Raw genomic sequence first — 24,386 nt, 5'->3', positions numbered from 1 at the left:
TTACGATCAAGGCTGTATCCGGCTGAAGAGGTTTGTTTTGCCGGACCGAAAACCTGCCTGAAGAGGTGAGCCATATGAGGGCAAAAATGAATGGGTACTCAATCTTCCTGATCACACTTGCAGCAGTCATTCTGGTGCTGACTTTTGCAGAAAACGGGCCAGAGGGCGAAGTGAAAAGCCAGGATCCCGTTAAGGTATCCGGCACAGAAAATAGTGAAGCGTACGAAGTTTCCGGACCGCTGACTGTTACAGTCAAACTGCAGCGCATGTACCTTGATGGAGAAATCAGCGAAGAAGTTAAAAAGGAAACGATCCTTTCCATGGAAGATTTTTGGGCACAATACGAAGAATGGCAGCTCGTCGACCAGGATGAAAGCATGGTCGTTTTCCGGCAAAACATTGACGATATATCCCCGCTGCTGAAGGCAAACGGGTACTTCGGCCTCGCCGACAACGGCATTCTGACAATTTATGAAGGGCATCCGAAATCACAGAAGGCTATTCAAACCTTTTATCAAATTGATGTAGGGAAACTGGAGAGCAGACAGCAGCAAAAACTTTTGGAAGGCATACCGGTCCAGACTAAGGAAGAGTATGTCCATGTGATCGAGACGTTCAAACCTTATAAAATTTCACCTGAAAGCTAATCTCCGTGATTAGCTTTTTTCCCGTCCAGGAAAGTATAATTTGTCATCACAGCGGACAGGTTTATGCAGATTCGCCTCTGTCGCCGCCTGAAAGGCTCGCCGGCCGGCGAGTTTTTTTAATAAGGTAAGAAAGCATAAGTTTTTCAGGTAAGGTTAGTGTCCAGCTCCAGGCGCCAGCGGCTATCGCCATAAGCGGTGATCCCCTCCGGAAGGGAAAATCGCCTTCCTGCGGGTACCCCCGCTTATGCGTACGCCGCTAAGCGGGCGCCATGCGCTTTTCTTGTGTAAATGCCGTAAGGACACCCGGGTGTTCAGTGTATCACTTCAGTTCTTCCAACAGATGCTTCAAGTTTCCGCATTCTATGTTAAAATAAGTTAAGGAAATGCATGTTCGCATATGATGCAGAAAAACAATGGGTCACAGCGGACCGATTAATGTAAATGGGAGAGGAACACTACAGTGATTGAATTTGTTCATGGAAGAGTGGATTACATATCCCCTGAATATATCATTATCGACACAGGAGGGATCGGGTATCAGGTTTTTTGCCCGAATCCCTTTGTTTATCAAAAAAATGAAAACGAGCAAATTAAAATTTTCACCTATCATTATGTGAGGGAGGATGCCTCCACACTGTTTGGCTTCAAGACGAGAGATGAACGCTGGCTTTTTGAAAAATTGCTTAATGTGTCAGGGATCGGGCCAAAAGGAGGTCTTGCCATTCTTGCAACAGGCGAGGTTCAGCATGTCGTCCAAGCGATAGAGGATGAGAATGAAAAATATTTGACCAAATTCCCCGGTGTCGGTAAAAAGACTGCGAGACAGATTATTCTCGATCTGAAGGGCAAGCTCGGAGACTTGATGCCTGATTTGTTCCAGCCGGGAGAAGAAACAGCTGCCAACCAGAAGGAACTTCATCCGGAGCTCGATGAAGCAATGGCTGCCCTGGAAGCCCTCGGATATGCGGGAAGGGAAATCAAAAAAGTGATCCCGAAGCTTGAAAACGAGCGTCTTACAACGGAAGAATATATTAAAAAGGCACTTCAGCTCATGCTGAACAGCGGGAGGTGAACAGGGTGGAGGAACAGGATAGAGTCGTCTCCGGAGAATTGCATAATGAAGAAATGTCACTGGAGCAATCCCTCCGACCGCAATTGCTGGCACAGTATATCGGCCAGGAAAAAGTGAAAAATAACCTATCTGTGTTCATTGAAGCGGCAAAACTCAGGGAGGAAGCGCTTGACCACGTCCTATTGTATGGACCGCCGGGACTTGGTAAAACGACGCTTGCGGCGATCATCGCCAATGAAATGGGCGTCAATTTGCGCACCACAAGCGGGCCAGCGATAGAACGGCCCGGAGACCTTGCGGCTATTTTGACTGCATTGGAAGCGGGAGATGTGCTCTTTATCGATGAAATCCACAGGCTGCCCCGGTCAGTGGAAGAAGTGCTGTATCCGGCACTCGAGGATTTTTGCCTGGATATCGTCATCGGGAAAGGCCCCGGTGCCCGTTCAGTAAGGCTCGATCTGCCCCCTTTCACCCTTGTCGGTGCAACAACGAGGGCGGGGCTCCTGTCAGCTCCGCTCCGCGATCGCTTTGGCGTACTGAGCCGGCTCGAGTATTACCGTGCTGAAGATCTCACCGCAATTGTGAAGCGGACTGCAGATATTTTTGAGGTACATGTCGATCCCGAGTCAGCCGAAGAAATAGCACGCCGTTCAAGAGGAACACCACGGATTGCAAATCGCCTGCTGAGAAGGGTGCGTGATTTCGCCCAGGTGCGCGGGGATGGCAGAATTACAGCTCTCCTTGCCAATGATGCCCTTGAATTGCTCCAGGTTGACCGGTTAGGATTGGACCATATTGACCATAAATTATTAAAGGGGATCATCGAGAAATACCGGGGCGGACCGGTCGGTCTTGATACCATTTCGGCAACTGTCGGAGAGGAATCCCATACGATAGAGGATGTATACGAACCATATTTGATGCAAATCGGGTTTTTGCAGCGGACGCCGCGGGGAAGAATTGTAACAGCGAACGTATATGAGCACTTCGGAATGGAGGTTCCAGAGAACTGATGGATACCGGAAAAGTGATTATCACTCTCGGCGTGCTGCTTGTTGTTGTCGGATTGTTATGGCAGCTGATCGGGCAGTTCATCGGTAAACTGCCGGGAGATATCGTCATTAAAAAGGGCAATACAACTTTTTTCTTTCCGATTGTGACATCTATTGTCGTCAGCATTGTCCTTTCCTTGCTTTTCATGGTTTTTGGACGTTTTTTCAGATGACATGCGATATCACTTCCATGTTTGCGGTAAGTCAGTTACAATTTACGGTTGTGGCGGCAAAGCCGTCTTATCTTTGTTTAGAATAGGTGGAGCTTATGGATGTGAAATTATTTGATTTTGACTTGCCGGAGGAATTGATTGCTCAGACCCCGCTTGCAGACCGGACATCTTCACGCTTGATGGTGCTTGATCGCAAGACAGGTGAAGTGAAGCATGAAATCTTCCGGCGGATTATTGATTATCTGGAAGAAGGCGATTGCCTTGTCCTGAATGATACTAAAGTGCTGCCGGCCCGTCTTTACGGTGCTAAGGAAGATACGGGGGCGAAAGCCGAAGTCCTGCTCCTGAAGCAGGTCGAAGGTGACCGCTGGGAGACACTGGTCAAGCAAGCCAAAAAGGTGAAGGAAGGAACCGTCCTCTCATTTGGCGACGGGCGCCTGAAGGCGCGCTGTACGGGAATAGGCGAACAGGGGGCAAGGGAGTTTGATTTCATGTATGACGGAATCTTTTATGAAGTCCTCGATTCACTCGGGGAAATGCCGCTGCCCCCTTACATAAAAGAACAGCTTGATGACCAGGACAGATACCAGACTGTATTTGCCAGGGAAAGGGGCTCGGCAGCTGCACCGACGGCAGGCCTCCATTTCACCGAGGAACTGCTTGAAGAAATACGGGAAAAAGGGGTGAAGATCGCATTCATCACCCTGCATGTCGGCCTTGGTACATTCAGGCCGGTCACCGCTGAAAAAGTTGAAGAACATGAGATGCATGGGGAATACTACATTATGACAGAAGGGACAGCCCGTCTGCTCAACGAAATAAGGCAGGAAGGCGGACGCATCATTTCAGTCGGAACCACTTCAACCCGTACGCTTGAAACGATTGCCGGAAAAAACGACGGGCGATTCGAGGAATCATCCGGATGGACGGATATATTCATTTTTCCCGGCTATGAATTTAAAGCAATTGACGGCATGGTGACCAATTTCCATTTGCCGAAATCGACTTTGATTATGCTTGTAAGCGCGCTTGCAGGCAGGGAACATGTATTGAACGCATACAATACCGCTGTAAAAGAACGCTATCGTTTTTTCAGCTTTGGTGATGCGATGCTCATTATATAGAGCAGACCAGAAAGGAGCAATGATCATTTAATGGCTGCAATAACGTATGAATTGATCAAAACGTGCAAACAGACAGGCGCCCGCCTGGGGCGTGTCCATACGCCGCACGGATCATTTGACACCCCTGTCTTCATGCCTGTAGGCACGCTGGCAACTGTTAAAACGATGAGCCCGGAAGAGCTCAAAGAGATGGATGCGGGCATCATTCTCAGCAACACATATCATTTATGGCTGCGTCCTGGACATGAAATCATCCGCGAAGCGGGTGGCCTCCATAAATTCATGAATTGGGACAGGGCGATATTGACTGATTCAGGCGGATTCCAGGTGTTTTCATTAAGCGATTTGCGAAGAATTGAAGAAGAGGGCGTCCATTTCCGCAATCATATCAGCGGTGAAAAAATGTTCCTTTCGCCGGAAAAGGCAATGGAAATCCAAAATGCCCTCGGGTCTGATATCATGATGGCATTTGATGAATGCCCGCCTTATCCTGCGGAATACGATTATGTGAAAAATTCTGTATCCAGAACAAGCCGGTGGGCCGAAAGGTGCCTTGAGGCCCACACCCGTCCCGAAGACCAGGGACTGTTCGGAATCATCCAGGGGGGCGAGTATGAAGATTTACGCAAGCAAAGTGCACAGGACCTCATTTCACTCGATTTCCCGGGGTATGCGGTAGGCGGACTGTCTGTAGGAGAACCGAAGGATGTCATGAACAGGGTGCTCGAATTCACGACACCGCTTCTTCCGGAACAGAAACCGCGCTATCTGATGGGCGTCGGCTCACCGGATTCCCTGATTGACGGTGCGTTGCGCGGTGTCGATATGTTTGACTGCGTGCTTCCGACACGCATTGCGAGAAACGGGACATGCATGACGAGCGAAGGGCGGCTTGTCGTCAGAAATGCCAAATATGCAAGAGACTTCCGTCCTCTTGATGAACATTGTGACTGCTATACTTGCCGGAATTATTCCCGTGCGTATATCAGGCACCTTGTCAAAGCGAATGAAACATTTGGATTCCGATTAACTTCTTACCATAACTTATATTTTTTGATAAAATTAATGGAACAGGTCAGACAAGCGATCAGAGAAGACAGGCTCGGAGACTTCCGGGAGGAATTTTTCGAGCAGTACGGTTACAACAAACCGGATAGTAAGAACTTCTGATTGAATCCACTTGCTTGTCCTATTTTGGAAAGGGGTGAAAGCGATGAATACATTGGTGCAATTATTGCCGCTTATTTTAATGTTTGTGCTGTTTTATTTTTTACTGATCAGGCCTCAGCAAAAGAAGCAGAAGCAGGTCCAGCAAATGCAGTCAAACCTGCAAAAAGGGGACAGGATCGTGACGATCGGCGGCCTTCACGGCACAATCGATTCGATTGATGAAGATAAGGTTGTCATCCGCTGCGGTGACGGATCAAGGCTTACATATGACCGATCTGCAATCAGAGATGTCATAAGTGAATAGAAATAGAAACAGCGCGGACTCCTGGGGGCCCGCGCTGTTTTCATGTGTGGCGGAAGTTATCTGCCGCTTTGCCCTCTAGCTGTTTTTCACAGCGACGTTGACGCCAGCCGCTCCACCCAGTGCCGCTGTCAGCAAAAAGCCTGCGTGATAGACAAGCTGCTGCATGCTCATTCCGTTCCCAAATCCAAGAAACTGAATCAAAAAGACGATGAACAGGTAAGCGAGGCCGGTGATGAAACCGACAAGCATTCCTTTTTGCCTGCCTTTGCCCCCCGCTATGAAACCGCCAATGAACAGTGCTGCAAATGACAGGAAAAGAATAATCCACGACATCGTGCTTTCCGTGACTGAAGTGAAGCGTAGAAAAGTTGCAGACAGTGCACTGGCAGCAGCCGCTATGCCCATCATTACCGCCAGACCGTACAAAATCGCACTCGAAAGCTGTTTTAACGGCATATAATCACTCCCCCATTGTTGTCCCATTTATACAAGCTTATTCAGGACCGTTTGAAATAGAATAAATATTTCACCAGTGTCCATGCATAGGATGGAGTAAGGGACAAGGAGGGGAAAGGTTTGGCTACACTTACCGCATTGCTGATTTTCGTCATCAGCTACATATTTATCATCAGTGAGAAATTCAATAGGGCACTGGTAGCAGGATCGGGCGGCTTAGCGATGCTGCTATTCGGTGTATATGATCTTGATCACGTCTTTAAAGAATATATAGACTGGCATACAATTGCGCTCTTGTTTTCCATGATGATTCTTGTCTCGGTCACAAGCAAAACAGGTGTCTTTGAATTCATTGCTGTCCTTGTGGCCCAATCCATAAAGGGAAAACCGATTCAGCTCCTGTTCATGATAGCAGGGATGACGGCTGTCGGGTCAGCGTTTCTTGATAATGTGACGACCGTGCTCCTGTTCGTGCCGGTGCTGCTGACTTTGACAAATATCCTCCAGGTTCCGGCTGTTCCTTATTTGACAGTGGTTATTTTGTCCTCGAATATCGGAGGCACCGCCACCTTGATCGGTGATCCGCCAAATATCATGATCGGCCAGGCGGTGGACCATCTCACGTTTAATGATTTCCTCGTCAATCTTGCTCCTGTCGCTATTGTCATTCTGGTAATCGTCGTATGCTGCATGGCCCTCATTTACCGGAAAAACCTTTATATTTCAGAACAAAACAGGCAAAAACTATTGGCGATGAATGCTTCCGATTTCTTGCAGAGATCGCCTTTGCTGTACAAGTCCATTGCGGTACTATCCTGCACAATAATGGGCTTTGTTCTCCATCCGATCATCCATGCTGACCTGACAAGTGTGGCGATGGGGGGAGCGCTTCTGCTCCTTCTTCTCACCCACCGGGAATACGATACTGAAGAAGCATTTAAAAATGTGGAATGGGTCACACTGTTCTTTTTCATTGGCCTTTTTATGCTGGTCGGCGGTCTTGAGCAGGTCGGTATAATCGACGAAATTGCACGAAACATTTTGTATTACACAGAAGGCGATCTGCCAAAAACATCCCTGTTCATTTTGTGGACATCAGGAATTTTATCCGGGTTTGTTGATAACATTCCATTTGTAGCTGCCATGATTCCAGTCATAACCGAATTTCAGGAATACGGAATGACCAATCTTGATCCGTTATGGTGGTCGCTTGCGCTCGGTTCCTGCCTGGGCGGAAACGGCACTTTGATCGGTGCGTCGGCCAATGTGGTCGTTGCCGGCCTTGCATCAAAAGCCAGGCATGAAATCAAATTCATCGATTTCATGAAGGTAGGGATACCCGTTGTGCTTGTGTCGATGCTCATATCAACGATTTATATTTACTTTAGATACTTGATCTATTACCAAATGTGACAACAACTCGAACATAATTTTTTCCTGAAAAGCCCAAACTAGGAATAGAATGACCTGGGAGGGCTTGAAATGGATCTGACGATGATCGGTTTGCGGACATTATTGTTATACGCGGTTATTGTGCTCATTTTCAGATTGATGGGCAAGCGCGAAATCGGGGAGCTTAGCATCATTGATCTTGTAGTTTTCATTATGCTGGCAGAAATTGCAGTACTTTCTATAGAAGATCCGAAAGTCCCGCTAATCAACACCTTCATTCCAATGGCTGTATTGCTGATGCTTCAGTTTTCAACTTCGTATCTATCGCTGAAAAGCAAGACACTTCGCGATATTCTTGATGGGCGTCCAACCGTACTCATCGAAAACGGTAAAATCCGGGAAAAGGAAATGAAAAAGCAGCGCTATAACTTCAATGACCTTCTCGTCCAGCTCAGGGAACAACAGGTGAAAGACATTGCAGATGTGGAATTTGCCATTTTAGAGCCGTCCGGCAAATTATCGGTCTTTGAAAAAGAACAGTCCAGCAGCGATGATCAAAGCAAAAAGACAGTTGTCGATTTCCCGGTTCCCCTGATTGTTGACGGGAAAGTGAGCGGCAACAACCTCAAAAGAGCAAAACGGGACTTGATTTGGCTGCGGGAAACCATCCGGCAGGAGGGGTTTGATAATATCGAGGATGTATCTTATTGTTCAATTGATGAACAAGGGAATATTTATATCGATGAGAAGGATGAGAAAAAGACGTAGCCTTTTCTTTCCTCATAATGGAACCAGTTATCGGGGGAAAATTAAAAATACAAATTGTTTTTGGGAAAAATCACATATAATTTTAACTGTTCTTTGTACTGTTATGGAACTTTCATTAGTGTAAATGTGATTTTAATTAAAATAGGTGTAATCGGGCAGGACTGGTTTGTTTAAAAATATTCCTGCGCCAATTAATGAACGGCAATGGAAGACCCAGCAGAAGCGCCAGCGATGAGGAGCTTCCTGGACGCCCCGCGGCAAAGAAGACACCGTGAGTGCGGCCGGAGGGAAGCAGGAACGGATGTCGCACTTGTGCCCGTGGTGAAAGCGAATGCCTGCAGCGGAAAGGAACGGATAAGCTCGAGAATAGGAACTATTATATTCAGTAATTATTTATTCCGTTAAAGGGTGCCTTAATTGAATAAGCCAATAAAACCAAAACGTCCAGATTTTCCACCTGGACATTTTGGTGTGTAATAATTTCTAATTCAATTCACTTGCTGATGAGCCAGTGAATTTTTGTTTTTGTTAAGGAATTTATAAAATTCAAGTATTGTAGATAAAGAGCCAGAAGGGAATCGTCCAGCTCCAGGCGCCAGCGGCTATCGTCTAAGCGGTGATCCCCACCCGTACCCCCCGCTTATGTGTACGCCGCTAAGCGTGCGCCTTGCACATTTGTTCTTGCAGGCGCGTTTTTTAGTATCCCGGCGCTGTAACACAAGTGTTTCTTTGCTGCCGGCAGCTACAAGTGCCCTACTCTTTGAACAGCCGGGCAAGTCCTCTGCCGATCACTGGTATCGGTGCGACTTCATCCCGTTTGATGAGTTGAAAATAAATGAGCATCATCAAATAGACAAGACAGGTAACGGTAACCCCGATAACGGTGGAGGCATTTTTGGAAAACAGCTGAAAGAAGTGATCGATGTAAAAAAAACCGGCACCTCCTGAGATAATGATGGTTACGAATACTTTCAAATAGTTTTTTAAATAAACCGTATATCCGATTGCCTTGATAATGGTAGCGAAGTGAAGCAGTGTGACGAGCAAAGTGCCGATGACAATCGCCAGAGCGGCACCCATAATCCCGAGTTCGGGCCGTGTTGCAAGTGCAAAAATCGCGGCCAGTTTTACAACATTTCCGATCAGGCTGTTCACCATCGCTGCTCTGGCCAGGTCGAGCGCCTGCAGTGCCGCCTGCAGCGGCCCCTGAAAATAGTAGAAGATGAAAAATGGGGCCATCACTTTGATAAACACTACTGCAGATGAAGAACCGTACATCATTTCAAGGAGCGGACCGGCAAACACATAAAGGACAACGATGGCCAAACCGCCAGACACCATTGAAAGCCGCAATGCCTGCTGCAGACGGTGTTCAATCAAATGAGGCTGGTTTTTGGCCGCCGCTTCACTGATTGCCGGCACAAGCGAAACAGCAAGTGAATGAGTGATGAAAGACGGCAGGAACATGAGCGGTAATGCATAGCCGGTCAGTTCCCCGTATTGCCGAGTGGCTACTGCGGTAGTAACTCCCGCTATCGCAAGGCTTTGAGAAACAATGATTGGCTCGAAAAAGAAAGAGAGCGAACCAATAAGCCTGCTTCCAGTTGTCGGCATGGCAATGCCCATCAAATCAACAAATGTAGGTTTGCTTGACTTGATTTCTTTAAAAAAGTTTCGCCTTACTTTCATTCTCTTTTTCAATTTGAACATTGTCAGCATATAAAGCAGGGAAGCCAGTTCGCCGAATACTACCGACACCATTGCTCCGGCAGCGGCATATTCAACTCCGTAAGGAAGAAACATCTTTGCCAGCACGGCGACAAGTGTGATCCGCACAACCTGTTCAATCACCATTGAATATGCGCCTGGCTTCATGTTTTGCCGTCCCTGGAAATAACCTCTCAACACAGCGGACAAAGCTACTATCGGTACGATAGGCGATATGGCGAGCAGCGGCAACAACGTCCTTGAATCTGTCAAAAGTGTTTTAGACAGGAGCGGGGCCAGCAATATCATTCCAGTTGTAAAAATGACACTTAACGTACCGGTAATTGCGAGAGATACGACAAGTATCCTTTTGATTTTTTTGTCATCGCCTTGAGCTTCGGCTTCGGCCACTAGCTTTGATATCGCAACGGGCAAGCCGAACTGGGTAAGCGTGATGGTCAAAATCAAGGTGGGAATCGCCATCATATACAGGCCGACCCCTTCTTCACCCATAATCCGGGCTACGACAATCCGGTTGACAAATCCCAGCAGCCGTGTGATCAAGCCTGCGGCCATTAAAATAATTGTCCCCTGCAAAAACGTTTGTTTTGTCATTTGTTCCCCTGCCTTCTTCTCAAAACATCAGTTATCCTATACAATTATCTATATGCTTGGGGAAGGGCCGAGCATGACAGGCTATCAAAGACTGAAGGTAAACTTCATACAGGAGTGTTGGATTCTTGAAAGAAAAAATTACAGATTATCTTGTTGAGCATTTGAGTTTTTTGCCTCCCGAGCTGGTTGTAGTCGTCATTTCTGCGATGCCGATTCTGGAGCTGCGCGGCGGGCTGCCCGTCGCATACGGGTTGTTCGAATTTTCTCTGGTAAAGTCGTTCACGCTAGCCATCATCGGCAATCTGCTGCCGATCATTCCGCTGCTGCTGTTGTTTCAGCCGCTCAGCGACTGGCTGATGCGGTTTGACTGGTATAAAAAAATGTATGACTGGCTGTACCACCGCACAATGAAAAAAAGCACGAACGTCGAAAAATACGGTGCAATCGGTCTTATCCTTTTCACAGCGGTCCCGCTGCCGACAACCGGAGCATATAGCGCCTGTGTCGCGGCGTCCCTTTTCGCAATCCGCTTCAGGTATGCATTGATCTCCATTGTTGCTGGCGTCCTTATTGCGGGTATCGGTATTGCACTTGGTTCTTACATCATTTTTTAATGACAGGCTAGGATAAAGCTAATTATTGTTTTTACCATAAGTTGTTTATAACGGGCCGTATCGCCTTCGATCGCCAGGGATTATCTGCAAGGGAAGAGGAGCAGGGAAAGACCCTGCAAGTGTATAACCCCGAGCACGTGAATTGTTGAGCCTTTGCGAAGAAATGCCTCGTACAGCGGCAACCGGGAGGGCGGCACGTCCAGGGGAGTGCGGAAAGAGACTTGACTACCAGTCTAGGGAAGACTAGTCTGATTAAAAACTGGCCGAATAACGCCAGGGTAGAATGACACTGACATTCATATTAAGATAGACTCGCAGACAAATTTCAGGATATCTTAATGAAATTTTTTGAAAATCAGGAGGCGGACATTATGGATTCTCAGCCCATTTCATTTTGGAGGAAACAGTTGGAACCTGTCCTGCAAAGCAAAGCGGAAGAATTCGAATTATACGGATACGATGAAGTGACAGTTTCTGAAATCTGGGAGTGCATGCTGAAAAAGAAATGGCGGAAACAAAACATCGCTGATAAAATGGTGCATGAGCTTGTAGCAGATGTATATAGCTTGAAAATCGGAGAATTTATGAGCTTCATGACCGTTGAAGCCTATAAAGGGCCGGAATTGGCGGCTGGAACAGAAGGATTAAGTTTAAAAGGACTCTGAATGTTCGGATTGAATGGTTATGACACAAATTGACACATTGAGTGAACTATTTCATAATAACGTTATTGGTTATTGAATTCATGTTCCTGCTGGGAAAGTGGTGCCGGGGGCAATTTGCTTCGGTTCGCTTTTTCATGCATATGAAGTGTATGTCCCTTGAAGAACGGCAAATAGGGAGCACCGGGTTTGTCATTTCGGTTTGTTTGGGTGACAAACCGGTCATGCAATGGTGTGACCTGCGCCTCCAATTAATACATACCGGCTGCAGGGACCAAACAGCAAGGAGGAAGAGGGAAGCATGGTGAAAAAAGGCCGCATTGCAGCGTTTTTTATTATTGTCGCGATTATCGCTGCAACTATAAGCATGACGATCCAGGCCGTCACGTCGAATATCAAGCTTGGGCTCGACTTGCAGGGCGGATTTGAAATCCTTTATGAAGTGAAGCCCGCAGACGGAGATGGGGAGGTTGACAGAGAGACACTTGTCAGCACGGTAAGTTCCCTTAATAAACGGATTGACGTGCTTGGGGTGAACGAGCCGAGTATCCAGATTGAAGGGGAGGACCGCATCCGGATTCAGCTTGCCGGAGTCGAGGATCAGAATAAAGCCCGCGAAATTCTGGGAACGACCGCCCAACTGTCATTCAGGGATGTAAACGACAATCTGCTGATGGATGGCACCGATTTGAAGGAAGGCGGGGCGAGCGCATCTTTTGATCAGAATAATAGGCCCAGTGTCGCCCTTACGTTGAAATCTGCCGATAAGTTCAGGCAGGTCACACAGCAAGTCCTGAATATGGGGCCTCCGGATAATGTGATGGTGATCTGGCTTGATTATGAAGAGGGCGATTCCTATAAGGAAGAAGCCAAAAAAGAAAATCCGAAATTTTTGTCGGCAGCCAGCGTCAAAGAAGTATTCAATACAACAACCGTCCAAATAACCGGAAACTTCACGGTTGAAGAAACAAAAGAACTCGCCGAACTTCTTGATTCAGGTTCGCTGCCTGTCCAGCTGGATGAAATTTATTCCACATCCGTCGGTGCGAAATTCGGTGAACAGGCTATGGAGAAAACGATTTTTGCCGGCCTTATCGGTGTCGCGTTGATTTTCCTGTATATAATCTACTCCTACCGTTTCCCTGGCCTTATCGCTGTCGTAACCCTAAGTGCATATATTTATTTAATCCTTGTCATTTTTGACTGGATGAATGCCGTCCTGACTTTGCCGGGTATTGCAGCTCTCATTCTCGGTGTCGGTATGGCGGTTGATGCGAACATTATTACGTATGAACGCATCCGCGAAGAAATAAAATCAGGCAAATCGATTATGTCCGCCTTCCGGGCAGGAAACAGGCGGTCGATGTCCACCATTCTTGATGCAAACATTACAACAATACTTGCAGCGGCAGTTCTGTTCATGTATGGGACAAGCTCTGTCAAAGGTTTTGCAACTATGCTTATTATAAGCATACTGACAAGCTTCATTACCGCCGTTTATGGATCCCGGTTATTACTAGGTCTGTGGGTGAACAGCCGTTTCCTAAACCGTAAACCGCGCTGGTTTGGTGTAAAGGAGAGTGAAATCAGTGAGCTCTAAGTATAATATCGACTTTGTAAAACAGCGCAAGAAATTTTTTATTGCTTCCTCACTGATGGTGCTTACAGGTATTATTTTATTGCTTACCATGGGGTTGAATCTTGGCATCGATTTTGAAAGCGGCACCCGGGTAGAGATCCTGTCGGATAAGCAGCTGACAGAAGACCAGGTGCGCAACGAGTTTGAAAAGGTTGGGATTGATCACGAACTGAAGGAAGTCAACATTTCCGGAAACAACAGCGAAATAGGGGTTGCCCGGTTCATTGGTGTCCTGTCGAAAGAAGAGATCGGAGAAGTGAAAACATACTTTAATGATCTCTACGGGGCGGAGCCGAATATCAGCACCGTTTCTCCGACTGTCGGAAAAGAGCTTGCCAGAAATGCGTTCATCGCTGTGATGATTGCTTCTGTTGGGATTATTTTATATGTGACAATCCGATTCGAAATCTTTTTTGCGCTTGCAGCAATTGTGGCACTGCTCCATGATGCGTTTTTTATCATCATGCTGTTCAGCCTGCTGCAAATGGAAGTCGACCTCACCTTCATTGCAGCTGTATTGACCATTGTCGGTTACTCGATCAATGATACGATTGTCACTTTTGATCGAATCAGGGAGAACATTAAATACCGCAAAAAAATCAAGTCGTATGACGACCTTGCCGAAGTCGTCAATCTGAGTCTTCAGCAAACATTAAGACGATCCATTAATACTACGCTGTCAACGATATTCGCTGCGGCGGCGCTTTTGATTTTCGGCGGGGAAGCCATCCGGAACTTCTCCTTTGCGCTGTTGATTGGACTGGCAGCAGGTACGTATTCTTCTCTTTTTATTGCTTCACAGCTATGGCTTGTCTGGAAAGGGAAACAGCTGGAACGCCAAAAGTTCACATCTGAGCCTAATCCGGAATCCTAAAAAGTGCAAAATGCCGCAGCATATGCTGCGGCATTTTTACTGTGCAGGAGATTGCCAGCAAGAAGTGTTTCGATGCAGCGTCCAATTATAAAATATAGTTAAGGGCAGCTGTGCCTCTGTCCTATTTGAGAGCTTGCCAGCCGGCGAACTTTTTTTCGTATTGCAGGAAGGCCAAACAGAGTTTGTCTCCATAAAGAAGGGTAGTATAATTTAAGATGAATATATAAGGAAGGACGTGATAGATGATGAAAGGGCAATGGGCATTAATAATGAGCCTTGTATTTGCACTGATCGTAGCATTGTTCGCAGTGATTAATGTTGAGCCTGTGACAGTCGACTATTTATTCGGAACAGCCGATTGGCCGCTCATTCTAGTTATTCTCGGCTCGGCGCTATTAGGCGGACTTGCGGTCGGTTCAATTGGCATTGTAAGGGTATATCGCCTGCAGCGTAAGGCAAAATCATATGAATCAGAAAATAATAGGTTAAAAGAAAAAATTGCAGGTTCTAAGAGTGGTCCCCTGAGTTCCGAGGAAACGCATGAAGAAGATGGAAAGGGAGAAAGCATTTCAGCATCTGCCCCAAAAAGTTGATTAAAAACCGCATTGCCACCCCATTAATCCTTTAGTATAATGAACGGGTTAAGGGGTGGTTTAATGTTGAAACCGAGGACCCGCTGGGAGATCCGGAATGAAGCTTACGGGGCAAAAGCGGAAGAGTTTGCGGATGAGTTGCGTATTTCTCCGCTAACCGCTTCACTTTTGATAAGCCGAGATATAAATGAAGTCGAACATGCCAGGCGCTTTTTGAATCCGCTGGGCCAGGATTTCCATGACCCTTTTTTAATGGATGGCATGGAAACAGCCATTGATCGGATCAATAAGGCAATCAGCGCCGGGGAAAAAATTCTCATATTCGGTGATTACGATGCTGATGGGGTCAGCAGCACTGTCATCATGCTCGATGCACTACGATCGTCTGGTGCAGTTGCCGATTTTTATATTCCGAACCGTTTCACGGAAGGATACGGGCCGAATGAACCTGCTTTCAGGCAGGCGAGGGATAAGGGATATTCACTGATCATTACTGTAGATACGGGAATTTCAGCCCTCAACGAAGCGAAGGCGGCTAAAGAACTTGGGCTTGATTTGATCATTACTGATCATCACGAACCGCAGCCTGAGCTGCCGGAGGCGCTTGCAATCATCCATCCAAAGCTCCCGGGTGGATCTTATCCTTTTCACCAGCTTGCAGGGGCAGGGGTTGCTTTAAAAGTAGCCCATGCGCTCCTTGGCAGCCTTCCTGAGCATCTGGTGGAGATTTCGGCAATCGGCACAATCGCGGATCTGGTGCCTTTGAAGGATGAGAACCGCCTGATAGCTGTCAAAGGACTCCAGTTGATGAACAATACCCGCAACCACGGCCTTAAGGCTCTTTTGAAGGTGAGCGGGGTTGACGGAAAAATAGATGAAGAAACGGTCGGTTTTGCTGTCGGTCCGCGTATCAATGCGGCAGGACGGCTTGGACAGGCTGATCCGGCCGTCCACTTGCTGTCAGCAAAGACAGCGGAACAAGCTGAAGAACTTGCGGCTGAAATAGATGAACTCAACAAAGAACGCCAGCAGCTTGTCAGCACAATGACTGAAGAGGCCATCGCTGAAGTCGAGGGGCTGTACCCGCCTGATACGAATGATGTCCTTGTCATTGCAAGGCCGAATTGGAACGCTGGTGTTATCGGCATCGTTGCTTCTCGGCTTGTCGACAGGTATTACCGGCCTGCCATTGTCCTGTCAATCGATGAGGAAACAGGGCTCGCCAAAGGTTCGGCCCGTTCGATTGACGGCTTTGATATGTTCCAAAATCTTTCGAAGTGCCGGGACATCCTGCCCCATTTCGGGGGCCATCCTATGGCAGCTGGAATGACGCTGAACGCAAACGACATTGATAAATTGAGAGACAGGCTCAATGAGCAGGCTTCCGCACTGCTGTCTGATAAAGACATGATCCCGAAAACGGAAATAGATGTCGCCTGCTCTGTTGAGGATATCAGTCTTGATTTGATTGAACAGATCAAAAAGCTTGCACCATTTGGAATGGGAAACCCTAAACCTCGGGTGCTCATTGAAGAATCCGGGGTGAAAGAACTCCGGCGCATCGGCAGCAGCCAGAACCATCTCAAACTGCTTATCGGTCCTGAAGAAGGTAAGGGACTCGATGTGATCGGCTTCGGTTTCGGGGATAAATTTGATGAAATATCGCCTTCCGCTCAGCTGTCCGCAGTTGGTGAGCTTTCAATCAATGAATGGAACGGCCGCCGCAAACCTCAGCTCATGCTCCGTGATCTTGGGATTGAATCCTGGCAGCTGTTTGACTGGCGCGGTGCCGGTAACGTCAAAAAACGGCTCTCAGCACTTGAGCGTGATCGTGCAGCAATAGTTGCGTTCAAGCCGGAAACATTTTCGGCGCTGGGACTTGAAGAAACGGGCTTCACGTTATATAAAGGCTGGGATGATAACGTGATAAACAAGGAAAGCCTTGCCGATAAACATCTTGTACTGCTTGATCTGCCGCCGGGTTACAGCAATCTCGAGAAACTTCTGGCAGGGGGAATGCCTGAACGGATTTATGCTGTATTTCTCCAGCAGGATGACCATTTTTTCAGCACCTTACCGAAAAGGGAGCATTTCAAATGGTTTTACGCATTTTTACTTAAGCAAAAAACGTTCGATCTCAATAAATATGGGGCGGAACTTTCCCGCCGCAAAGGATGGTCGAGGGAAACGATAAACTTCATGTCAAAAGTGTTTTTTGAACTGGAATTTGTTACAATAGAGAATGGACTAATCACGATAACTGATAAGCCGCAGAAACGCGATATTACCAGTTCAGAAACATATAAAACGAAACAGGCCCGCCTGGAAGTCGAACAGGATCTGTATTACTCTTCCTACCAGCAATTAAGGCAGTGGTTTGAACAAGTCAATAAACGGTTGTTACAAGTTGAGGAGGCCATAAAGTAATGGATTACAAGAAATATATCACAGTGGTGCCGGATTATCCGAAGAAAGGGATCAAGTTCAAGGATATTACGACCCTGATGGATAAGGGCGAAGTTTATAAAGCTGCAACAGATGAAATTGTCGAGTATGCAAAGGAAAAAAATGTCGATGTCATTGTCGGTCCGGAAGCGCGCGGATTCATCATCGGCTGCCCGGTTTCCTATGCCCTGGGTATCGGTTTTGCGCCTGTAAGGAAAGAAGGCAAACTGCCGCGCGAAGTGATCAAAGTGGATTACGGCCTTGAATACGGCAAAGATGTACTTACGATGCATAAAGATGCAATCAAACCGGGACAGCGCGTTTTGATCACGGATGACCTGCTTGCAACCGGGGGCACGATTGAAGCCTCAATCAATCTCGTAGAGCAGCTTGGCGGAGAAGTGGCAGGAATCGCCTTCCTGATTGAATTGACCTATTTGAATGGCAGGGACAAGCTTAAAGGCTATGATATCTTAACCCTCGTACAATATTAAGAACCTGTATTTATAAGGAAGTGCTCAGTATCATACGGAGTGCTTCCTTCATTTTATAAATGAATGGACAAAGGGAAATATTGTTTCGACATAATTCTGCTTCTTTCTTTACAACCGCGGATCTTTTCGTGATAATGAGTTAAATAAAGACCTGTTTTGCCGGCTTTAAGCTCCGCACTGCCGGCCGCGGTTTTCAGAAGGGCACAAAACAATCTATTTGCAGAGGCTGAAACGGTGCCGACACTGTCCAGTTGCGGACGCAAACGCACGCCTTCTGCATTCTTGCTATCAAAGTATAACTAATACCAGGGTGATATCATTGACAACTGATCAGATTCTTACCGCTCAACAAGTGGTCGAACGTGCAAAAGAATATTTGCCTGACGAAGATATTGATTTTGTGGAAAGAGCCTATAAATTCGCTGAAAAGGCCCACACTGAACAATATCGGAAATCGGGCGAGCCGTACATTATCCATCCGATTCAGGTTGCAGGCATCCTGGTAGATTTACACCTTGATCCTGAAACCATCGCAGCCGGGTTTCTTCATGATGTCGTTGAAGATACAGATTACACGCTTGATGATATAAAAGAAGCGTTCAATGAAGAAGTGGCCATGCTTGTTGATGGTGTGACGAAGCTTGGTAAAATTAAATATAAATCAAAAGAGGCGCAGCAGGCCGAAAATCACCGGAAAATGTTTGTGGCGATGGCACAGGATATCCGCGTTATTTTAATCAAGCTTGCCGACCGCCTCCACAACATGAGGACGTTGAAGCATCTGCCGCCTGAGAAACAGCGGAGGATCGCGAATGAGACGATTGAAATCTTTTCACCGCTTGCCCACCGTCTCGGTATTTCGACAATCAAATGGGAACTCGAAGATACGGCGCTTCGGTATTTGAATCCACAGCAATATTACCGTATCGTCAATTTGATGAAACAGAAGCGCGCCGAGCGCGAAGAATATATCGAGGAAGTCATGCATGATATCCGCAACCGTCTTGACGACGTGAACATCCAGGCCGAAATGTCGGGGCGGCCTAAACATATTTACAGCATTTACCGCAAGATGGTAAAGCAAAATAAGCAATTCAATGAGATTTATGACCTTCTTGCGGTAAGGGTGATCGTGAAAAGCATAAAAGATTGCTATGCGGTGCTCGGCATCATCCATACATGCTGGAAGCCGATGCCTGGAAGGTTCAAAGATTATATCGCAATGCCGAAACCTAATATGTATCAATCCCTTCATACGACGGTGATCGGGCCAAAAGGCGATCCGCTGGAAGTGCAGATCCGCACCCCTGATATGCATCAAGTTGCTGAATACGGCATCGCGGCGCACTGGGCATATAAAGAAGGACAGGAGACAAAAGGAAACACGCCTCCAATTGATAAAAAGCTGAGCTGGTTCCGCGAAATTCTTGAATGGCAAAATGAAACGGATGCAGAAGAATTCATGGAATCGCTCAAGATTGACCTGTTCTCGGACATGGTGTTCGTTTTCACGCCAAAAGGAGACGTTATCGAGCTGCCGGCCGGGTCCGTGCCGATTGATTTTGCATACCGGATCCATACCGAGATCGGCAACAAAACGATCGGCGCGAAAGTGAACGGGAAAATGGTCACGCTCGATTATCGCCTGAAAACCGGTGATATTGTTGAAATCATGACGTCGAAACACTCGTATGGACCGAGCAAGGACTGGCTCAAGCTTACCCAGACTTCCCAGGCGAAGAATAAAATCCGCCAGTATTTCAAGCGGCAGCGGCGTGAGGAAAATGTCGCCAAAGGCCGGGAAATGGTCGAAAAAGAGTTAAAAAGCCAGGACTTCAATCTGAAGGAAGTGCTCAAGCCGGAAAACCTCCAGGCGGTTGCCGAGAAGTTCAATTTCGCCAATGAGGAAGACATGTACGCAGCTGTCGGCTATAACGGGATAACAGCATCACAGATTGTGACCAGGCTTACTGATAAAATCCGCAAGAAGAGGGCAGAAAGTGAAGAGTCGATTGAAGCAGCACTGTCCGAAGTGCGGAAACCGGCGACAAAAAGCAAAAAAGATGCCGGTGTCCGGGTTAAAGGCGTCGATAATATGCTTGTCAGATTATCCAAATGCTGCAGTCCGGTACCGGGTGATGATATTGTCGGCTATATTACAAAAGGCAGAGGGGTCTCAGTACACCGGTCGGATTGTCCGAATGTATTGGCGGATGATGCGAAAGACCGCATCCTTCCGGTGGACTGGGAAGCAAGTGCGCAAGACAGCCTCCACTACAATGTTGATATCGAAATCAGCGGCTATGACCGTCGCGGCCTCCTGAATGAAGTATTGCAGGCTGTCAATGAAACAAAAACGAACATTACAGCTGTTACAGGCAAGTCTGACCGGAATAAAATGGCGACAATCAATATTTCCATATCGATACACAACGTAAACCATCTTCATAAAGTTGTGGAACGGATCAAGCAAATATCCGATGTATATTCGGTCCGGCGCATTATGCAATAAGCTGCTCAAAGAGCGGCTTATTGCATTTTGGGCTGTATTTTCTAGCTGATAAAAGGATTTTGATAACCAGATGGAAGCCTATACTGAAACAAAGCTTAGAAAAGGAGTGCAGGATAATAATGAAGGCAGTTGTACAGCGGGCTAAACATGCAAAAGTGGAAATAGGCGGGCGAATCACCGGTCAAATCGGGCATGGCCTTATGCTGCTCGTCGGTATCACACACGATGATACTGAGCGAGACGCAGAGTACGTGGCGGATAAAGTAGCCAATTTGAGGATATTCGAGGATGCTGACGGCAAAATGAATGATTCGCTGCTGGATGTGGGCGGCAGTGTCCTTTCCATTTCCCAGTTCACTTTATACGGTGACTGCAGGAAAGGCAGACGCCCGAATTTCATGGAGGCGGCAAGACCGGAAAAAGCCAATCCGCTCTATGAATACTTCAATGACGAGCTGCGTAAAAAAGGCATCAACGTGGAAACCGGTGAATTCGGAGCAATGATGGATGTGACATTCACAAATGATGGCCCGGTAACATTGATTGTCGAAAGCAAATAAAATGAGCACGACATGAAAATGAGCCGGCACCAAGAGAAAACGTTAATTCACATAAAAAATCACCCGCTGATCAAACAGTGAATCCAATTAGAAACCAAAAGGAAAATAGCACCTGAAAAACGTCCAGGCGAGTAACCTGGACGTTTAACTTTTAATGAGGCTTACTGCGTTGATGCGCCGGTTAGCTGAATAATATGTTTGAAATAGGCCGTTCAAAACAGTGCATTTTCACCGCGGTCCGGAGCGGACGTTGAGCGCCGGCAGTCAGTTACTTACCAATAATGGATTTACTCCCCGTAATCCTTGGCATCATATTCGGATCCGGATTTTAGGGATGCTTGAAACCAGGGAGTTCTGGCGTGAAAGACAGCCTGTACGGCGCGAAATGGTCGCGCTGGCGCGAAAGCCGGGCTATATAGCGTGAAAGGGGGGATATTTGGCGTGAAATGCTCTGCGTTTGGCGTGTAAAACAAGGGATACCGCGTGAAAATCCCCGCTCCGCTTACGGCTGCGGTGTGATAGGGCGCGGTTATGGCCTGAAATAAGGTTATCCGGCGTGAAACAGGTGAGTATTTTAAAAAATGGGTGACTTTTTTAATAAAATGAAGAGAATCCTCAGTAATTCCGTCCTTTAACAGTGCTGCTACGAAACTTCAAATGAATTTATTTTCCGGTTTTGGCCTTCAACCCGCGGGATTATGGATCTTCCCTGCAAACTTCAGCGCCTGACCTGCTTGGCTCCGGACCGTTTCTGAAAAGCCATTCCATTTCACTGTTTCTCACTGATCCCTTTTTGGGCCGTTACATACAGCCCCTTATTTCTTCACCAGATCTATTCCGTCTGTTAAATAAATCAATAAGCAAAAAAATCGGACGAAATCAAATAGATTTCGTCCGCAAAAAATGGTATTCACTTTCAAATCCGTCAACAATAGGTGCAAGCTTTTTTTATTTGCTGAAGAACCGGGCAAGCCCGTTATAGAGTCCTGTTGCTGCTCTGTCCTGGAATGTGCTGCCCATTACGGACAACTCTTCGCTCGGATTGCTTAAAAATCCGAGTTCAGCCAGCATCGCCGGCTGGCGGTTTGTCCGCAGCACCTGGAAGTTCCCGTATTTGACGCCGCGGCTTCTGAAGCCTGTTTGTTTCGTTAATTCATCTTGAACGGCAGCAGATAACGGATAATCCTTTGTTTTGTTGAAATAGTAGGAACTGATTCCATGAGCGCTGCTGTAAACAGAACTGTCATAATGCAGGCTGACAAAGGCATCCGCATTATGATAATGGGAAACACTGACCCTGTAACCGAGGGAGACATATCCATCACCGGTCCTGGTCAGAATGACATTGGCTCCGGCAGCCTTCAGTTTCTGGGCGAGGATCTGGGCTGTCTGCAGGGTAAGGCGCTTCTCAATGGCGCCGTTTCTTCCTGCGGTACCCGGGTCGCGGCCGCCGTGCCCCGGGTCAAGGACAATCGTTTTACTTTTCAGGTATTGCCCGCTGCCTTTTCGGGCAACGTCTGGCAGGTCACCTGAAGCCGAGACGATCCATCCGGCAACGTATGCATGGGCGCCGTTTGCCAGCTTGATTTTATACCAATCGCCTTGTTTGTTCACGATGGGGAACGTGTCACCCTGATTAGCGCGTGCGGCCACTGCATGTGAGGTGCCTGGCCCTTTACGGATATTAGTTCCATTATGAAGGATGGTTACTGCCGGGCCGTTTACAACCTGGCTGTTCTCTTCTTTCACTTCTTTTAAGTACCAGCCCGCTGCCCATCCCTGTTTGTTCTCGCCGTACTGGATGAATGCCCACTTGTTTGTTTCTTTTAAGACAGTGACTTTATCGCCCTGCCTGACAGAACCGATTATATTTCCGCGCGTTGAATATGTATCCCTAATATTTAACGCAGATGCAGTGACGACGGCTGTTTTTCCAGAAATAGCTGCTGGTTCGCTGCTCTGATCCGGAACATTCCCTGATTGTTCCTTTTTCGCATATGTCCCGGCGATCCATCCCTGCAGATCACCAAATTTTATTTTGTACCAGCCGTTTTTCACATCATGAACGGCTACCGCATTGCCGGATTTCAATTTTCCGACGATTGAGTGGGAAGTCGAGGGCCCGCTTCTTACATTAAGGATGTCAGCTGTGACCACCGCTTTATTAATAGCTTTATCTGAAGCATTCTCTTGTGGAGCTTCCTGGTTTTTTACATCGGCAAGATATGAACCGTAAACCCAGCCTTCTTTTCCGGAATAATCGATCATCACCCAGCTGCCGCTTCTTTTGATCACATTGTAGGCGGGACCGCGGGATATTGAACCGATAACTTGAAAGTTGAGGCCCGGACCTGTCCTTACCCGAAGACCGTCAACTTTTGAGGATACGATGGCCTTATTTGACACATTGTTGGAAGGGCTGGATGTTTCAGCCGGAGATTGCTTTCGGTTTACAAGCCATCCTGCGACCCAGCCGCGCTTGCCGTTGATGGAAAGCTCAAGCCAATCGCCGTTTCCGGAAGTAACCTGATAGGATTCCCCTTTGTGGATTTTCATAATGATCGCATGGTTTAAGCCCGGACCTTTCCTTACATTCAGCGTGTTGACGTTGACAGATGCTGTTCCGCCCGCTGCTTCGGAAGGTGCCGGACCTGTAGGCAATAATGCCAGAATGACGATAGCTGCTATTATCCATTTCATTATTTTCAAAAAAGCATGCCCCCTCTCTAGTCATTATTTCGGTTGATTTCACCATTCTTTTTACAGTAATTCGGTAATCCCTGACAAATTCCTTTAAAAACTGGTATTAAAAAACAGGGAAATCAGGAAGACTGAAACGTAATACAACATTTCAACTGGAAAGGGAGCCGATCATGAGATATAATCGGAAAAATGAAACGGCGAACAACGGAAACAGCCAGCTTTTCGGAGTGGATTTTCATGACTTCATGCAAAAGCAGGAAACATCCTCAAGCATGGAACTCGCTCAGGAATTCGGTCTTTCCCTGAAAGATATCAGGGCATTGAAAGAAAAGATGATGCGTTCCTGATTCAAGGGTCTTGACAACCTGGTTTAACATCCGTATGATTATAAACAATTCTTCATTTGAAAAGTTCGGTACATTTAAATACCCAGAACCAATGACGGGGAACAGTAACCGTGAGTACACATGGACAGAGAGGCGATGCCATCGGCTGGAAGCATCGCTCTATGATGACACGGTGAACGAACACCTTCGAGGTTCCGCTCTGAAAAGTTCGCTTAGTAGGAGATGGACGTGGCAGGCGTTAACTGTATGAGGTGAAAACACTGAACGAGTGTTTTAAGTAGGGTGGAACCGCGGGCTGACTCCCGTCCCTTCATGAAAAATGAAGGGACGGGAGTTTTTTTACTGTTAAGGAAATTATAAAAATGTTGCGTTGTGGATAAAAAGCGAGAAGGGAGTCATCCAGCTCCAGGCGCCAGCGGCTATCGTCATAAGCGGTGACCCCTTCGGAAGGAAAGATCACCCT

20 protein-coding genes, 1 pseudogene and 1 other annotated feature are annotated in these 24,386 nt (G+C 47.1%); of the genes and pseudogenes, 18 read left to right on the top strand and 3 right to left on the bottom strand.

The features are described from left to right. Positions 1–74 precede the first annotated feature (74 nt). From A4U59_RS11190 to yajC, 7 genes are all read left to right on the top strand, one after another. Positions 75–647 carry an intercompartmental signaling factor BofC gene (locus A4U59_RS11190; protein WP_070120789.1) on the top strand — a complete coding sequence of 191 codons (573 nt, stop codon included), beginning with the start codon at positions 75–77 and terminating at the stop codon, positions 645–647. Between the two features lie 460 nt (positions 648–1,107). Beyond that, positions 1,108–1,719, top strand: coding sequence for a Holliday junction branch migration protein RuvA (ruvA, locus tag A4U59_RS11185; RefSeq protein ID WP_070120788.1), 612 nt, complete (start codon positions 1,108–1,110; stop codon positions 1,717–1,719). Between the two features lie 53 nt (positions 1,720–1,772). Next, positions 1,773–2,732, top strand: a complete 960-nt coding sequence (gene ruvB / locus A4U59_RS11180; protein WP_070120851.1) for a Holliday junction branch migration DNA helicase RuvB — start codon at positions 1,773–1,775, stop codon at positions 2,730–2,732. Continuing rightward, the gene (locus A4U59_RS11175) at positions 2,732–2,944 is read left to right on the top strand and encodes a DUF2905 domain-containing protein (RefSeq protein WP_070120787.1); all 213 of its coding nucleotides are present in this window, start codon (positions 2,732–2,734) and stop codon (positions 2,942–2,944) included. Before ruvB ends, A4U59_RS11175 begins: the two co-directional genes overlap by 1 nt. Positions 2,945–3,039: 95 nt before the next feature. Continuing rightward, positions 3,040–4,068: a tRNA preQ1(34) S-adenosylmethionine ribosyltransferase-isomerase QueA gene (gene queA, locus A4U59_RS11170; protein ID WP_070120786.1), complete on the top strand. Its 1,029-nt coding sequence runs from the start codon at positions 3,040–3,042 to the stop codon at positions 4,066–4,068. A 30-nt stretch (positions 4,069–4,098) separates the two neighbouring features. Further along, entirely contained in the window at positions 4,099–5,238 is a 1,140-nt protein-coding gene (gene tgt, locus A4U59_RS11165) for a tRNA guanosine(34) transglycosylase Tgt (protein WP_070120785.1), read from the top strand. 43 nt (positions 5,239–5,281) lie between these two features. Further along, positions 5,282–5,542: a preprotein translocase subunit YajC gene (gene yajC, locus A4U59_RS11160; protein WP_070120784.1), complete on the top strand. Its 261-nt coding sequence runs from the start codon at positions 5,282–5,284 to the stop codon at positions 5,540–5,542. A 75-nt stretch (positions 5,543–5,617) separates the two neighbouring features. Here yajC and A4U59_RS11155 read toward each other — a convergent pair whose 3' ends face one another. Beyond that, positions 5,618–5,998: a TIGR04086 family membrane protein gene (locus tag A4U59_RS11155; protein WP_070120783.1), complete on the bottom strand. Its 381-nt coding sequence runs from the start codon at positions 5,996–5,998 to the stop codon at positions 5,618–5,620. A gap of 120 nt (positions 5,999–6,118) precedes the next feature. Between A4U59_RS11155 and A4U59_RS11150 the strand changes: the two genes are divergently transcribed. Next, positions 6,119–7,411, top strand: coding sequence for an ArsB/NhaD family transporter (locus A4U59_RS11150; protein WP_070120782.1), 1,293 nt, complete (start codon positions 6,119–6,121; stop codon positions 7,409–7,411). Positions 7,412–7,480: 69 nt separating this feature from the next. Further along, positions 7,481–8,158, top strand: a complete 678-nt coding sequence (locus tag A4U59_RS11145; RefSeq protein ID WP_070120781.1) for a DUF421 domain-containing protein — start codon at positions 7,481–7,483, stop codon at positions 8,156–8,158. 753 nt (positions 8,159–8,911) lie between these two features. On the opposite strand, the gene spoVB is transcribed toward A4U59_RS11145, so the two are convergent. Continuing rightward, on the bottom strand, positions 8,912–10,480 hold the full coding sequence (spoVB, locus tag A4U59_RS11140) for a stage V sporulation protein B (protein WP_070120780.1): 1,569 nt from the start codon (positions 10,478–10,480) through the stop codon (positions 8,912–8,914). A gap of 125 nt (positions 10,481–10,605) precedes the next feature. On the opposite strand from spoVB, the gene A4U59_RS11135 reads away from it, so the two are divergent. The 8 genes and pseudogenes from A4U59_RS11135 to dtd all read left to right on the top strand — a co-directional run bounded on the left by A4U59_RS11135 (position 10,606) and on the right by dtd (position 20,873). Continuing rightward, positions 10,606–11,094 (top strand): COG2426 family protein, encoded by a 489-nt coding sequence (locus tag A4U59_RS11135; RefSeq protein ID WP_245680539.1) that lies wholly within the window; start codon positions 10,606–10,608, stop codon positions 11,092–11,094. Between the two features lie 371 nt (positions 11,095–11,465). After that, a complete protein-coding gene (locus A4U59_RS11130) occupies positions 11,466–11,759 on the top strand; it encodes a post-transcriptional regulator (protein ID WP_070120779.1) in 294 nt (97 codons plus the stop codon). 298 nt (positions 11,760–12,057) lie between these two features. Continuing rightward, positions 12,058–14,269 (top strand): annotated as a pseudogene (secDF, locus tag A4U59_RS11125) (protein translocase subunit SecDF). A gap of 242 nt (positions 14,270–14,511) precedes the next feature. Then, the gene (locus A4U59_RS11120) at positions 14,512–14,862 is read left to right on the top strand and encodes a LapA family protein (protein WP_425388897.1); all 351 of its coding nucleotides are present in this window, start codon (positions 14,512–14,514) and stop codon (positions 14,860–14,862) included. Positions 14,863–14,925: 63 nt separating this feature from the next. Beyond that, a complete protein-coding gene (gene recJ / locus A4U59_RS11115) occupies positions 14,926–17,289 on the top strand; it encodes a single-stranded-DNA-specific exonuclease RecJ (RefSeq protein WP_070120778.1) in 2,364 nt (787 codons plus the stop codon). After that, entirely contained in the window at positions 17,289–17,801 is a 513-nt protein-coding gene (locus A4U59_RS11110; protein WP_070120777.1) for an adenine phosphoribosyltransferase, read from the top strand. The genes recJ and A4U59_RS11110 overlap by 1 nt, the downstream gene beginning before the upstream one ends. A gap of 319 nt (positions 17,802–18,120) precedes the next feature. After that, positions 18,121–20,313, top strand: a complete 2,193-nt coding sequence (locus A4U59_RS11100; protein WP_070120775.1) for a RelA/SpoT family protein — start codon at positions 18,121–18,123, stop codon at positions 20,311–20,313. Between the two features lie 119 nt (positions 20,314–20,432). After that, positions 20,433–20,873, top strand: coding sequence for a D-aminoacyl-tRNA deacylase (dtd, locus tag A4U59_RS11095; RefSeq protein ID WP_070120774.1), 441 nt, complete (start codon positions 20,433–20,435; stop codon positions 20,871–20,873). A gap of 948 nt (positions 20,874–21,821) precedes the next feature. Here dtd and A4U59_RS11090 read toward each other — a convergent pair. Then, a complete protein-coding gene (locus A4U59_RS11090; RefSeq protein WP_169823950.1) occupies positions 21,822–23,573 on the bottom strand; it encodes an N-acetylmuramoyl-L-alanine amidase family protein in 1,752 nt (583 codons plus the stop codon). Between the two features lie 173 nt (positions 23,574–23,746). Between A4U59_RS11090 and A4U59_RS11085 the strand changes: the two genes are divergently transcribed. After that, entirely contained in the window at positions 23,747–23,923 is a 177-nt protein-coding gene (locus A4U59_RS11085; RefSeq protein WP_070120772.1) for an RNA polymerase subunit sigma-70, read from the top strand. 82 nt (positions 23,924–24,005) lie between these two features. Further along, positions 24,006–24,236, top strand: a binding site (T-box leader). The last annotated feature ends 150 nt before the right edge of the window (positions 24,237–24,386 follow it).

The organism is Bacillus marinisedimentorum (assembly GCF_001644195.2).
GTDB lineage: Bacteria > Bacillota > Bacilli > Bacillales > Bacillaceae_O > Bacillus_BL > Bacillus_BL marinisedimentorum.
This window is presented reverse-complemented; position numbering and strand designations above follow the sequence as displayed.

Bases quoted from the DNA above. Each gene is read 5' to 3' on its own strand.
- A4U59_RS11145 (WP_070120781.1), top strand. From the start codon at position 7,481: ATGGATCTGACGATGATCGGTTTGCGGACATTATTGTTATACGCGGTT.
- A4U59_RS11120 (WP_425388897.1), top strand. From the start codon at position 14,512: ATGATGAAAGGGCAATGGGCATTAATAATGAGCCTTGTATTTGCACTG.
- yajC (WP_070120784.1), top strand. From the start codon at position 5,282: ATGAATACATTGGTGCAATTATTGCCGCTTATTTTAATGTTTGTGCTG.
- spoVB (WP_070120780.1), bottom strand. From the start codon at position 10,480: ATGACAAAACAAACGTTTTTGCAGGGGACAATTATTTTAATGGCCGCA.
- A4U59_RS11130 (WP_070120779.1), top strand. From the start codon at position 11,466: ATGGATTCTCAGCCCATTTCATTTTGGAGGAAACAGTTGGAACCTGTC.
- A4U59_RS11090 (WP_169823950.1), bottom strand. From the start codon at position 23,573: ATGAAATGGATAATAGCAGCTATCGTCATTCTGGCATTATTGCCTACA.
- A4U59_RS11190 (WP_070120789.1), top strand. From the start codon at position 75: ATGAGGGCAAAAATGAATGGGTACTCAATCTTCCTGATCACACTTGCA.
- A4U59_RS11175 (WP_070120787.1), top strand. From the start codon at position 2,732: ATGGATACCGGAAAAGTGATTATCACTCTCGGCGTGCTGCTTGTTGTT.
- A4U59_RS11110 (WP_070120777.1), top strand. From the start codon at position 17,289: ATGGATTACAAGAAATATATCACAGTGGTGCCGGATTATCCGAAGAAA.
- queA (WP_070120786.1), top strand. From the start codon at position 3,040: ATGGATGTGAAATTATTTGATTTTGACTTGCCGGAGGAATTGATTGCT.
- tgt (WP_070120785.1), top strand. From the start codon at position 4,099: ATGGCTGCAATAACGTATGAATTGATCAAAACGTGCAAACAGACAGGC.
- recJ (WP_070120778.1), top strand. From the start codon at position 14,926: ATGTTGAAACCGAGGACCCGCTGGGAGATCCGGAATGAAGCTTACGGG.
- A4U59_RS11085 (WP_070120772.1), top strand. From the start codon at position 23,747: ATGAGATATAATCGGAAAAATGAAACGGCGAACAACGGAAACAGCCAG.
- A4U59_RS11155 (WP_070120783.1), bottom strand. From the start codon at position 5,998: ATGCCGTTAAAACAGCTTTCGAGTGCGATTTTGTACGGTCTGGCGGTA.
- ruvB (WP_070120851.1), top strand. From the start codon at position 1,773: ATGTCACTGGAGCAATCCCTCCGACCGCAATTGCTGGCACAGTATATC.
- dtd (WP_070120774.1), top strand. From the start codon at position 20,433: ATGAAGGCAGTTGTACAGCGGGCTAAACATGCAAAAGTGGAAATAGGC.